The organism is Exiguobacterium undae DSM 14481 (genome assembly GCF_000620805.1).
Lineage (GTDB): Bacteria > Bacillota > Bacilli > Exiguobacteriales > Exiguobacteriaceae > Exiguobacterium_A > Exiguobacterium_A undae.
Genome location: NZ_KK211187.1, coordinates 579,546 through 592,517, shown reverse-complemented (window position 1 = coordinate 592,517; position 12,972 = coordinate 579,546). Strand labels below are relative to the sequence as shown.

Sequence of the window (12,972 nt, the reverse complement as noted above, 5' to 3'; positions counted from 1 at the left end):
TTCTGGATACATCAGACAATAACCAAGATACAAAAAGACGAGACAACCGGTAGCTAATAAAAACCATGTCATTTCCGGTCACCTGCCCGCCACTGGACCCGTTCAATCAGATCAATCATCAGATACGAACTTCCGAAAAAGAAGATGAGTAACAAGACACTCCAAAGTTCACCCATTTTGAAATTACCTCCATATTATTCAATATTTTTACAATTAAACACGACAAAAAGACGATGTGAGGCAGTAACGGCCCCAGCATCGCCCTAAAAAATTGGCATCACTGAATAAGAGTCGTTCCCTCCTAAAAACGCCTGCGGGGTTAGCTGTCGGATTCGGGCATACCTAGGATTTCGCCCTACTTCTCTTATCTGAGAAGATTCACCCCGTGTCACGTGTCGTGACGATTGGGTCCCCCGCTTCAATCATGAATTCGGCGTACTTTGAGATCGAAGCATTAACATGTTAGTGTTCGTTGATGAGATGGATATTACTCCGATTATTTGAGGTTGTAAAGCGAATTTCAAAAAAAAATATAGTCAGACTTTTTGATGACTTCTTTTATAAAAATAGTGTTTTTGGAACATATGCTATAGAAGAAAAAAAACCGCAGCGACCGATTCCTTCATCTGAATGGAAAACATCCTTCAGCAAGAAATCAGGCTACGGTTTTTTTGAATAAACAAGGCTTATGGTTGCTCATTCAGTTTGGTCTGGACCGTCAAAGGAGCTAGCATCGTCACCCAAAGGGCAACCACTCCAGAAACAAGAATCACAATATCGCGTTCGAATCCGAGGGTCAGCAAGGCAACCGCACTTGCGACCAGGACGAGACAAAGCGTCGCGATCATGACAAAACGCGATTGTTTCAACATCTTTCTCATGTGGCATCTCTCCTTTCCTTCCAAAGTCTTTTGTAGTCTACCAAATTTTGCAGGATTTCGGGTGTGCTGACACTTGATTGTGAAAGGATTGTCATCTGACAGCCGTTTTCTGGGCGAAAGACCAACCGGTTTGGTACACTGATTTTAAGACTATAAGGGGGAATTTAGACATGTTACAAGAGCAGACTTTTCAACGGATTGACGGAACCGAAGCCACGCTTCAGAATTATCCGGGACAAGCTTGGCTGATCGTCAACACGGCAAGCAAATGCGGCTTGACGCCACAGTTCGAAGGACTCGAGCAACTCCATCAAGATTACCGGAAACAAGGACTCGTCGTCCTCGGTTTCCCTTGTAATCAGTTCGCCGCTCAAGACCCGGGAACTGATGAAGAAATTCAAAGTTTCTGCCAAATGAACTATGGCGTGACGTTTCCTGTCTTCTCAAAAATCGATGTCAATGGTGAAACGGCACATCCTTTGTTCACGGAGCTGAAAAAGCTCGCCCCGAACACGACAGGTGAAGAAGACGTGGAATGGAACTTCACGAAGTTTTTAGTGACACGTGACGGTGAAGTGACACGCTTCGCCCCAAAAACGAATCCGACTGATTTGGTTGCAGCAATCGAACGGATTCTCGTTGCGGTTTAAAACAGCCTTAATGATTCACCAACAAAAAAAGTTCTGTTTCGACCGTACATCGAAGCAGAACTTTTTTAATTTTCCGTTGACTCAAAGACTGTTTTCTACACAGATCCGTCTCACCGATTTACAGTCAAGGTGTTCCCGGCTCCAAGTGTCCTTTAATCATTTCTTCCGTCAAGACCTTGACGTCCTCGACGTCACGCATCTCCGTAAACGGATGTCCCCAGACATCGAGCCATTCGATTTCTTCGATCGGTTGCGTCCGGAAACGTTCCCCTGTCGGTTCAAAGGAAGCAGCAGCCGTCGACTCGAACGCGGCATATTTCAGCAACCACGGTTTGTCGAGCAACAGCTTCATCGTCTGTTTCGGTTGCTTGAACATGACGTCACCTACCAAGACAACCGGATCAAATCGTTCATGTAATGGATGCGTGTACTGGACCGAAACGATCAGCGCATGGTTCAGGACTTTTTCATTTTGACGCGTATACGACCGCGTCAAAAAATGCGGCACCAATGATTCGGCACTGTCTTTTGTTTGATGGATGCTTAATCCGTGTTCCGTCTGGACGACGTCCGGCAACGTCGGCTCATAACCACGGTTGGCAAGCTGTTGGTCAAGCTCTTTAAATAACAATAAGGTATGTTCGACGAGTGCCCGCACTTGTCGAAATGAGAGTTGAATCGACTGATTGATCATAAGGATGACCTGCCTTCCAATTGATAGAGTAGTATAATTTCTTTTACCCTAAGCAGCACCCCTTCATTCCTGCTCCATCCAACCATTTCCCTAAATTAAAGAAATTTGTCCAGCTCTCCGCTTGATTTCGTCATGATCCGCTGGACGACTTGTTCCGCACGTCGTGCCAATCGTTTTTGGGTGATGACCGGATCCAGCGTCTTCACTTCATCCGGATCATGAATCGATTCACAAAACCAGGCCTGCTCCAGCCGTTCCGTGACCTCTCCTGCCAGCAGGATGGAAGGGACATGCGCACGATCCGCCAAGGCAACGACCGTTGCCGGAAGTTTTCCCATCGCCGTTTGGCGATCAATCCGCCCTTCGCCTGTCCAGACATAATCCGCCGGACGGATCCGCTCTTTGATGCCCATCTGTTGTAGAATGTATGCCGCCCCCGACTCGATTGACGCCCCCAGTGCGTAAGCCGCTCCTCCCAGTCCGCCGGCAGCACCGGCTCCCGCTACGTGTTCCACGCCGAGTTGTTGTCCGAGATGGCTTAACCGGGCGTCCAGTAACGTGATCTGTTGTGCCGTCAATCCTTTTTGCGGACCAAACACGTGTGCCGCACCTGTTGTCCCGGCATACACCGCGGTGACATCCGCTAAGACATGTAAGGAAACGATCGGTGACGGCAGTATGATCCGGTCGGTTTCAAGCAACGGATTGGTCTGCCACGCAATCGGGTTGCCGGTCTTCGTCAACAGGTGAGCGCCCAGTTCAGCCAACAGACCAAGCCCGCCGTCCGTCGTCCCGGTGCCACCGAGTGCAAGATACAAATCCGATACGCCGGTCGCCAAAATCTGTTTTGCGAGACGCCCCACACCCCGTGTATCAAGCAACAGCGCCTCATCCTCCGGTCGCTTCAGATGCAACCCGCAAACCGCCGCAACTTCAATCACGGCGACCCGCTCTTTTTGTACATACACCACTTCGATTGGACGTCCGGCTAAATCCACCGTCGCAGCTGCTACGTGTTGAAATCCATTCGCGGACAAAGCTTCGATCGTCCCTTCTCCCCCGTCTGCGACCGGACTCCAATCGATCGTCGCGTCCGGATCAGCACTCAATATCCCGGCACGAATGGCACGCGCCGCGTCAGATGAACTCAAGCAACCTTTGAAGCTGTCGATACAGATGAAATGATGCATGACAATCCCTCCCGTTTGCTGGTCTCAATTTTATCCATCCTAAAAAATCAAAATATGATATGATAATTGTCATGCACACGACACGTTTTGTTTGTTTTCGCCGTCGAAAACAAACGATTTTTTTATGAGGAGGTCCTATTCTGTGAGTCTTTCAAAGACACTACTACGGATGGCACGATTCGGAAATTCGATCTTGCCAAAACCGAAAAAAACAATTTCACGTCGCGCCAAGTTTAAACAAAGCTTGCAGCTCGACTCAACATTCCACGAACAAACCATTACAGGTCAACTATCTGACCCGACGGTAACGGTCCAGTCCTTACTAATTCGTGACAGCCTGATGAATCAGGTTATTGAATTACCGAATACCGCTACGACAGGAAATAACCACTTTTCCTTTTCGTTGCCGCACGACATTCTTCCTGTTCTCGTCGAACGCGTTTTAGAGAACAAACGTCTTGTCGAACAAGAGCAGGCTGTTCTTGTAGAACAAGCAGAAGACGCGCTCGAGATGCTCGAGGCAGAACATGAAGAAGATACTCCTGAAACGGAAGCAACACTTCCTTCTGGACGGTTTTCGTTTTGGGTCAAATTCTCAAAGCAATTAGAAGACTTCCGTCCTACAACACTTGAAAAATGGGAACTCAATGGGTTACCTAGTCGTTCCACCATTACAGGCGACTGCTTCACACGGGAAATTATTCTCGGTCGTTTTTTGGAGACAAAGGTCGCTGCTCCCTTAAAACCGTTGATTGATCCGGATTTCCAAAACTCGGCCCATGTTTACATTGATCTAAAAGGAAATCTTCGGTTGCTATTGAATAAAGAGCCAAAGGTCAAGCCGAAAATGCAGATTGATTCTATCAATCGTCCGATAGCGCATCAAACAGAAATCAAAGGGAAAATTTTCACCCGACATGCGTTCATTCAAAAAGGAACCTTACAACTCGTTCACCGAGAAACAGGCGAGCAGATTCCGGTTCCGATCGACTGGGTGTATGACAATGTTCGAAGTGCTGAAAAATTTGGTCTCTACCGGTATACGTATCGTACTGTGATTGACTGGACACTGATTTATCAACAAGAACTGTTGCAAGAAGGTGTGTATGATGCCTTTGTTTTACTTGACTTCTATCATCGATCAGAACCAACACTGATTCGTCTTGGACGTGCTCGATATATTACGCGTCAGTTAATTTCAGAAACAAAAGCACAGAGTGAACAACACACTATGCTCGTTAATCCTTATTTCACAATCGGGCATCGTAATCTCTCATTTGAGATGACAGAATTTACGAATGAAAACTTTGCATATTTAAATCATATGATGAAATTCGCACCACTTTATCGACTATTTGCTGAACAGAACACATGGATCGTTGGAGAACGTCCTTACAAAGCACAGGATAATGGGTATCACTTCTTTAAATATATGCGTGAGACCTATCCAGATCGTCCTGTCTACTATGTAATTGATGAAGATTCACCAGAGTTCAGCAAAGTAAATCAGCTTGGTCATGCTTTACCATTTAAATCAAAAGAACATATTTATCATACACTGATGGCAAAAAAGGTCATTGGAACACACCATGGGGATTACTTATACCCTGTTCGGTCCAAACGTTTTGACAGTAAAATGAATGCAGAACATGTTTTCCTTCAGCATGGTGTTCTCGGTACTAAGAATTTAGAAAATCACTACGGTAAGTATTCACCGTCTTTCCATACTGATTTGTTTTTTGTTAGTTCAGAACGTGAAAAACGTGTCGTCACACAAGACATGGGTTATCCAGAACATGAAGTCCGTGTGACAGGACTGGCTCGTTTCGATACTTTACTTTCAAATGACTGTGAAGTTAAACGTCAAATTTTAATTATTCCTACGTGGCGAACTTGGTTACAAACACCGATTCAATTTTTTGAATCTGACTACTATGAGCATTATCGTAATCTACTTTCAAGTGAACGTCTCCATCACTTTGCACGCACTCATAAGATGGAAATTGTCCTTTGCTTGCATCCAAACATGCAACAATATTCTAGCCATTTCGAGGACTTACCCATCACCGTTATCAACCAAGGTGAACGCGACGTCCAAGACTTGATGAAAGAAAGTATGTTAATGATTACGGATTATTCAAGTGTCGCTTTTGATTTCAGTTTCTTGAAACGACCTGTCTTCTACTTCCAGTTTGATAGTCGACGTTTCATCGGACCAAAAGGTTCGCATTATGACCTTGAAAATGAATTGCCTGGACCAATTTCAAAAACGGCAGATGAAGTACTCGATCAAATGGAACTTTCTGCACAACAAGACTTTCAGATGGCTCCTGAGTACCAAACAAGGGCTGATATTTTCCTTAGACCGGTTGACTCGTCTTATGTGGAAACAATTTATCAAGCGATCACAGACTTTAAAAAACAAACCAGTTGGCTAGAACGTCTCGAAACAAATGAAGCTGCTAATATTTTATATCGTCTCTATCGAAAAAATCGCTATTACTTCCCATCGATGAAATTTGCCTACCGGTTGATGCAACGATTACCGGTCGACCCGAAACTCGTCGTCTTTGAGAGCGGACTCGGTAAACAATATTCCGACAGTCCACGCTATATCTATGAGGAACTGAAACGCCGGAATCTCGATTATAAAGTCGTCTGGGTTTACAACAAGCGCCTTTATCTCGGGGACCCGAACGCCAAGGTCATCAAACGGTTGTCACCGGCCTACTTCTATTACCTGGCGACGGCGAAGTTCTGGGTCAACAACCAAAACTTCCCGCATTACTTCCGACGCCGTGAAGAAACGACGTACATTCAGACCTGGCACGGCACACCGCTGAAGAAGATGTTGTTTGACCTCGACGAAATTCATGGACGAGACGAAGGGTACGTCGAACGGGTGACGAACTCGATCAAACAATGGAGTGTCCTCTTGTCACCAAGTGCGTATGCGTCGACCATCTTCAAAAGTGCCTTCCGGTACGAGGGACCGATTTTTGAATCGGGTTATCCCCGGAATGATCTGTTCTTCTCGAACAATCAGCCGAAGACCATCGAGACGATCCGGACGAAACTGCAACTGTCGGATGACAAAAAGGTGATCTTATACGCGCCGACCTTCCGTGATCATCAGTCGCTCGGCAACGGGAAGTTCTTCTTTGATTATCCGTTTGATTTCGACCGCGTCGCCGAGGCGCTCGGAGACGAATATGTCTTCTTGATCCGGACACACGTCCTCGTGACGAAGAAGCCGAGCATTCCGGCCGAACATCGCGAACGCTTCATCGATGTCACCAGTTATCCGGATATTCAGGAACTGTACTTGATCACGGATCTGTTGATTACGGATTATTCGTCCGTCTTCTTTGATTTCGCGAACATGAACCGTCCGATGTTCTTTTATGCGTACGATCTCGATTTATACCGGGATACGTTACGTGGATTCTATCTTGACTACTACAAGGATTTACCGGGACCGATTCTCGAAACTGAGGACGCGTTCCTGAATGCCTTATCGGATATCCCACGCCTGACAAGCGACTATCAGTCGCAACTCGACACTTTCCGCGAAGCTTATTGCGCGATGGAAGACGGGTTAGCGGCATCACGTGTCGTCGATACGTTTTTTGCAGAGGACGCACTGGATGTAACGGAACAACCGGACGGCAGTTATTCCGTTTGAGTGGTTTCACACCACTAACCTGACAACAAATAAGGACTGACGTAGCAGTCAATCTCTATACAGAAGATGAGGGTGGCAGATGACAAGTCTGCCACCCTTGTCTCGTTCTAAGAGAATCACTCGTTTTACGCGTCAACCCGTCTGAATTCAAGAGTTTCAGTCAATTCGTTTTTGATTTGATTTCCAATTAATGTTATTCTGAATAGGATATTCAAAAATACGATTATTCTTAACCCATATACTCTTGATTTCGTTAGGAGGGCTTGTTAATGGAACGTTGTTCACTTTGCGGAACCCCTTTAGAAACAGACGAGACAGCGTGCTCCTACTGCAAACACCCTGTCCTCAATAAAATAAAAACACCGGACTCACCGGACCCCTCTCCGTCCAGTCGGCGCTTGTTATCCTTCATCATCGTATTCGTCATCGGTCTCGGATCTGTCGGCACCTGGTACGGACTGACACAAACGGACTCCACGCATACGACGCTTCCTCCGGCTGTTCAGGCTTCGCCGATAGCAGACTGGTCCGATGAAACATCCGCCTATAACCAAACCTATTCGTCGGAAAATCCACCGGCGTCTTACGACGTTCTGAAATTTGTCCGTCAGTATACGAAAACGGTGCCGGAAACCGCCACCTATTCCAAAACAACGGATACGCTTGAGACGTTCTCGGCGATTCAATTCGCGACGCTCGAGACGTTTCATTCGGAAGTCGCCGCCTTACGGACGATTCAAGCTGCGTCTGACAGTCCGATTCCTCCCCGTCTGCACACCGTTGACTTCGAACGGTTTGTTTCGAAGGGCGCATCGTTTCAAATCAAGACGGTCGAGACGTATCAGCTGACACGGTCAGCCGGTCAACATCTCGTCACATATGATGTTCGGTACAATGTCCGGTTACATACGGATCATCTGCAAATCACACACATCGTCCGCACGGAGGTGAAGGCATGAAACGAACGGTAATCATCCTCTTGTGTGTCCTGTTGGCCGGCTGTACAGAAGTACGACCATCCGGTGTCCAGTCCGAACTCGAACTCGGACAGTACACGCAAGCCGTCGATCAATCGGCACGTCAAGATACGATGCACGACCCTGCCAAGTTGATGGTGCAACTCGAAACGGCATTAGCGAGCTATCATTTTAAGGAAGTCGTCAAGATTGCCCGAAAAATCGATCAACTTGCCTTGGCGCAAGACAATCCGATCCGTCTCCGGGCAAACTCCCTTCAATTGAGTGCGGAAACGATGCTCGATCAACTGAAACAAGTCGAAGGCACCTATCAAATCGAACGAAGTACACTTGATACGGGTCTGAAAGAACGGTCGTTTCCTGCGACCGGACAAATTGACGTCTCCTTCGCGAAACGCGATGGACTGGTGGCAACGATTGACTACCAGGACTTTGGAATGGTCGAGGCACCCCGCAATGATACGGAGTCGATTCGGTTCGAACCGGATTTATCGGCCCGCCTTCCGTTATCAGAAGGACTGGTCAGTTACGTCTTCAACCAATCCGGCTTTACACTGACGTTCGAAGGTCCCGGCGGAAAATTGGTCTATCAATTGAAAAAAATTTAATAGAGCTGGATCCAAAAAAACGAACGATTTCCCTCATCTGATCGAGAGAAACCGTTCGTTTTTTGATGTTGTCCCGGATGACCTATGCTTACAATTCGTCCAACCGTTTGACGACTTCTGCACAGAGTTCGTGCGTCGCCAGACTGTCTTCCCCTGTCACCGATGCGGTTGGATGACCATGGACGGTCTCAATGAACGCATCGACCATCTCGACGAAGCCGCGTCGGCGTAATGTCGGTTCCCAGTTATCGAGCGGCAGCCGGAGCGTTCCGCCCTTTGTCATCTGTTCAACGGACGTAACGTCGGTTGCGACACGTTTTTCGTTTGGTCCCATCACTTCGACCCGTTCTTCCGTCACCCCGTTGTTCCGGTTCATGATGCCGATGGCCGTGATGCCGTTTGCTTCAAATTGAATCGTGACATGATGCAACAATCCATCTACTTTTTTACCCCGGACTTGCAGGTTCTCAATCTCACCGCGTCCTGTCAAGAAACGAAGCGTATCCGCGACGTGGACAAAATCGTCGAAGATAAACGTCTTGGCATCTTCAATGAACGAGGTCCGATTTTTTTGCATGACAATCAAATTCGGCTCTTCGACTTCCAGTAAGCTTCGGTGCGCCGATGCAAACCGCCGGTTGAAACCGGTAATGAAATGTAATCCGTTGGCTGTTGCCTGTTCCGTTAATGATCGGACTTCCTCGACTTCGAGCGAGACCGGCTTATCGATGTAGACATGGATGCCGGCATTCAGCAACTGTTTGGCTTGCTCAGCATGGACCTTTGTCGCGGAATGAATCAGCGCGACTTGAATCCCGTTTGTGATCACGTCCTCGATTGAATCAAGCGTTCCGGCGAATCGATAAGCTGTCCGCAATCGCTCGGCTTTTTCCCGGTCTGTCGACACGAGATACACTTCTAAATCCGTTCGTTCAGCATAAACAGGCAGATACGCTTTTTGAGCGATATCCCCTAAACCAATCACTGCAATTTTCATCTGACTTCCTCCTTGAACACGTCTTTTGCTCTCATTCCCTATGTTACCGGGTTTCATGCTTCTCGTGTAGCCGAAGTATTTTTTTTGAAAAAGAAGATAATTTCCTTTTTTTGTTTTATGATAAGAACATATTTTGCAAAAGGAGGGAATGAGATTTTTATGAAGTCATTATTCAGGATTTGTTTGACACTCGTCCTACTCATCACATTATGTCTCCCGGCCTTACCTGCTCAAGCAGCCAGCTATCAGGTCATCGTCACTTCGACGATTGGTGCGAACATTCGGACGAAGCCCAGTACAAGTTCATCGGCAACGATTACCCGTCGTGCCCCGTACAAAGCTAAGTTTACTGCCGTTTCCTATTCAAACGGCTGGTACAAGATCAAGGACGGAAGTGCTTACCGTTACCTGTCGAACCAAGTAGCAGCGAAAGTCGGGACCAGTTCGGTCAAGACTTATAAAATCATCGTCTACTCGACAGCCGGTGCCAATGTCAGAACGTCTCCAAGTACGGCCTCATCTAAAAATATCAAACGGCATGCTACATACAAGTCAAAATTTAATGCCGTTTCCTATTTGAATGGTTGGTACAAAGTCAAAGGGAAAGTCAATTATTATTACGTCTCGAATCAAGTCGCCAGAAAGCTGACGACGAGCTCACCTGCTCCATCGAGCGGCAGTTATCCGGTTGCTTCGATGCGTTATTTCAAGCTCGGATCATCCGGTTATGAACTGACGAAAGAAAGTTTTGCCCGCCGTTACCCGGCGAGTACGACGAAGTTATTGACGGCACTCGTCGCTTATGACGCCGCTGCTAAAAAAGGGACACTCGATCAGACATTCACACTGACCTATTCGATGTTGTCCGTTCCTGCCGGCAGCAGCTCCGCTGGTTTCCGGTCGGGTGACAAAGTCACGATGCGCCAACTCTTGAACGGAATGCTCATCCGGTCCGGCAATGACGCAGCGAAAGCCATCGCGGTCCGCACAGGCGGTTCGGAGTCAAACTTCGTTTCCATGATGAACAGCCGGGCGAAAGCGATCGGCATGTCCGCCAGTCATTTCATGAACCCGCATGGTTTTTATCACGCAAGCCACTATACGACGGCAGCTGATATGCAGAAGCTTGCCAATACGTATGCCAAGTACAGTTACTTGATGACGGTCAGCGGACGTAAGTCATACCAGACCGCCGTTAAAGGACCGTATGCACGGACATTGACGTGGTACCATACGAACACGTCACTTCCGGGAGACACGCGTGTCTACGCCAGCAAAACGGGCTATACACCGGAATCTGCGTATACTCGTGTCTTCTTCATCAAAAAAGGCTCGACGCGTTACGGTCTTGTCACGTTAAAAGGAACGCTCCCGCAAACGGAGACGACGTTACGCTCCGTCCTGAATCGCTAAGAACAGACTCTCGGATTCGCTTTCTCCGGAAAGTGACATCGAGAGTCTTTTTTCTGTTGATTTCCCGCTCGAAAATTTACTTGCATTGGAAGCGAATTCATCATATGGTTAAGTTAACAATCAGACGTCTGACGTCTTAACGGAGGAATTCATGTGGGAAATGTAAGTTTGTTATTCGGGGGCGTTGCGCTCTTTTTAAATAGCCTGTCGTTGTTCGGGAAAGTCGATTTAAAAAGTGCCGGTCTGTTCAGTTTATTGACCGGTTTATTGCAGACCTTCATCGCGACGTGGCTCGTCATCGGTGCAGCCGGTGATCCGGCGTTGACGTTCGGTTATGCCAGCATCTACTTGTTTGCGTTTACGTATCTGTACGTCGGCATCACGTTTTTATTCGGACTCGACGGCAGCGGCGTCGGTTGGTTTTCGTTATTCGTCGCCATCGCCGCTCTCTTCTATGCTGGTGTCAGCTTCAGTACAGGTGACTGGATGGGCGGCGCCACATGGATGTTCTGGTTCGTTCTCTGGGGTCTGTTCTTCCTCGGTATGGGCTTGAACCTCAGCGTTGATCCCTTGACGGCACGGGTCGCGATCGTACTCAGTTGGCTGACGTTGATCGTTCCGGCGCTCGTCGGTCTCCGGTTCGGTACGACGGGTGCGAATTATCAACTCGTCTGGAGTGCAGCGGCCATCATGACGGTCTTGTATTTTGTCTATTCCGCGGTTAAATTCGTTCCCTTACGAACGCTCATCCGCTCGAAAAATTAAACACAAGCTGACGCGAACGTCGGTTTTATACAACGGAGGGAGGCGGATATCAAAATCCGCCTCCCTCTTTTCATTTCAACAAATCATGTGCTGCACAAGACACCTTGCACTGTCAGAGACGAACACCCGTAGTCACCGAAGCTCGTTCTGTAACGTCGTCTGGACTTGTTTCAGCGAGGCTGCCGTCGGATGCCAGTAGTAAATCTTATCTGATTCAATTCCTCCGCTTCCTTCAAGCGACAGCGTTTCGACATTTTGTAGACTGGCGCGGTAATCCGTCGCCAGTTTCCGGACGACCGGGAACGGGATGTCGGTCTTGACGTTTTTCCCGACCGCCGTCAAGACGTCATTGAATCGCGTCAAGGAAAAATCAGCCGTCAATTTATCGGCGACTGCCTGCACGACTTGCCGTTGCCGGATCTGCCGTCCGAAGTCTCCCCGTGGATCGTCATACCGCATCCGGGCATACGCAAGTGCTTCTTTACCGTTCAGCGACAGCTCGCCTTTCGGGAACTTCATCTCGTAATACGAGAAGTTGATATCGTTTGCGACCGTCACGCCGTCAACCGCGTCGACCAGATCGGTAAAGCCGTCCAAATTGATTTCTGCAAAGTAGTCGATTTGCAGATCAAGCAGATGCTCGACCGTCTCGCGCGCCATCTCCGGTCCGCCGAACGCATAAGCGTGGTTGATCTTATCATTCGAGCCGTTGCCGATGATTTCTGTCTTCAAGTCCCGCGGGATGCTGAGCATCTTGCTTGAACCGGTTTCCGGATTAACCGTCACGACGATGATCGTATCACTCCGACCCGCTTCGTTGCCGCGTTGATCCACACCAAGCAGTAACAACGATATGGTTTCCGACTCGGTTTGTTTCCCGGTTGATTTCTTCTGATCTGCTTTTTTGGAGTCTGCTTTTTTTCCTTGTTCCGTTTGAGCCGTTTCGGTTGGTTGGACACTCGCTTCCACCGGTTCATCGACCTCATCGACCAGCTGACTGTTTTGATGATAGACGTACCCACCTGATCCGAAGAAAACGAGTAATCCGATACCTAATGCCGTTAAGATCAGCCATCTCCATTCTTTCATCACGATTTCCCTCTCTCCTTCGA

At 47.9% G+C, this 12,972-nt stretch carries 11 protein-coding genes and 1 riboswitch; of the genes, 6 read left to right on the top strand and 5 right to left on the bottom strand.

Translation table 11 applies throughout. The annotated features are described in order from the left end of the window. Nucleotides 1-293: 293 nt before the first annotated feature. A riboswitch (cyclic di-AMP (ydaO/yuaA leader) is annotated at nucleotides 294-446 on the bottom strand. 240 nt (nucleotides 447-686) lie between these two features. Continuing rightward, nucleotides 687-881, bottom strand: coding sequence for a hypothetical protein (locus tag P397_RS0103700; RefSeq protein WP_026832032.1), 195 nt, complete (start codon nucleotides 879-881; stop codon nucleotides 687-689). A 170-nt stretch (nucleotides 882-1,051) separates the two neighbouring features. On the opposite strand from P397_RS0103700, the gene P397_RS0103695 reads away from it, so the two are divergent. Beyond that, on the top strand, nucleotides 1,052-1,531 hold the full coding sequence (locus P397_RS0103695; RefSeq protein WP_028105673.1) for a glutathione peroxidase: 480 nt from the start codon (nucleotides 1,052-1,054) through the stop codon (nucleotides 1,529-1,531). 124 nt (nucleotides 1,532-1,655) lie between these two features. Here the strand turns inward: P397_RS0103695 and P397_RS0103690 are convergent, their stop codons facing one another. Both P397_RS0103690 and P397_RS0103685 read right to left on the bottom strand, forming a co-directional pair. Continuing rightward, nucleotides 1,656-2,225 (bottom strand): hypothetical protein, encoded by a 570-nt coding sequence (locus P397_RS0103690; RefSeq protein ID WP_026832030.1) that lies wholly within the window; start codon nucleotides 2,223-2,225, stop codon nucleotides 1,656-1,658. Between the two features lie 95 nt (nucleotides 2,226-2,320). After that, nucleotides 2,321-3,415, bottom strand: a complete 1,095-nt coding sequence (locus P397_RS0103685; RefSeq protein WP_028105672.1) for a glycerate kinase — start codon at nucleotides 3,413-3,415, stop codon at nucleotides 2,321-2,323. A gap of 142 nt (nucleotides 3,416-3,557) precedes the next feature. Here P397_RS0103685 and P397_RS0103680 point away from each other — a divergent pair, with 142 nt between their 5' ends. The 3 genes from P397_RS0103680 (at nucleotide 3,558) to P397_RS0103670 (ending at nucleotide 8,685) form a co-directional block, all read left to right on the top strand. Then, nucleotides 3,558-7,100, top strand: coding sequence for a CDP-glycerol glycerophosphotransferase family protein (locus P397_RS0103680; protein ID WP_028105671.1), 3,543 nt, complete (start codon nucleotides 3,558-3,560; stop codon nucleotides 7,098-7,100). A 269-nt stretch (nucleotides 7,101-7,369) separates the two neighbouring features. Next, entirely contained in the window at nucleotides 7,370-8,059 is a 690-nt protein-coding gene (locus P397_RS0103675; RefSeq protein ID WP_028105670.1) for a zinc ribbon domain-containing protein, read from the top strand. After that, on the top strand, nucleotides 8,056-8,685 hold the full coding sequence (locus P397_RS0103670) for a hypothetical protein (RefSeq protein WP_028105669.1): 630 nt from the start codon (nucleotides 8,056-8,058) through the stop codon (nucleotides 8,683-8,685). Before P397_RS0103675 ends, P397_RS0103670 begins: the two co-directional genes overlap by 4 nt. An 88-nt stretch (nucleotides 8,686-8,773) precedes the next feature. Here P397_RS0103670 and P397_RS0103665 read toward each other — a convergent pair whose 3' ends face one another. After that, nucleotides 8,774-9,682 (bottom strand): Gfo/Idh/MocA family protein, encoded by a 909-nt coding sequence (locus P397_RS0103665; protein ID WP_028105668.1) that lies wholly within the window; start codon nucleotides 9,680-9,682, stop codon nucleotides 8,774-8,776. A 159-nt stretch (nucleotides 9,683-9,841) separates the two neighbouring features. On the opposite strand from P397_RS0103665, the gene P397_RS0103660 reads away from it, so the two are divergent. Next, on the top strand, nucleotides 9,842-11,095 hold the full coding sequence (locus tag P397_RS0103660; RefSeq protein WP_028105667.1) for a serine hydrolase: 1,254 nt from the start codon (nucleotides 9,842-9,844) through the stop codon (nucleotides 11,093-11,095). 153 nt (nucleotides 11,096-11,248) lie between these two features. Next, a complete protein-coding gene (locus tag P397_RS0103655) occupies nucleotides 11,249-11,860 on the top strand; it encodes an AmiS/UreI family transporter (RefSeq protein WP_028105666.1) in 612 nt (203 codons plus the stop codon). Between the two features lie 132 nt (nucleotides 11,861-11,992). Here P397_RS0103655 and P397_RS0103650 read toward each other — a convergent pair whose 3' ends face one another. Continuing rightward, complete coding sequence (locus tag P397_RS0103650) at nucleotides 11,993-12,949, bottom strand: LCP family glycopolymer transferase (protein ID WP_028105665.1); 957 nt, start codon at nucleotides 12,947-12,949, stop codon at nucleotides 11,993-11,995. Nucleotides 12,950-12,972: the final 23 nt, after the last annotated feature.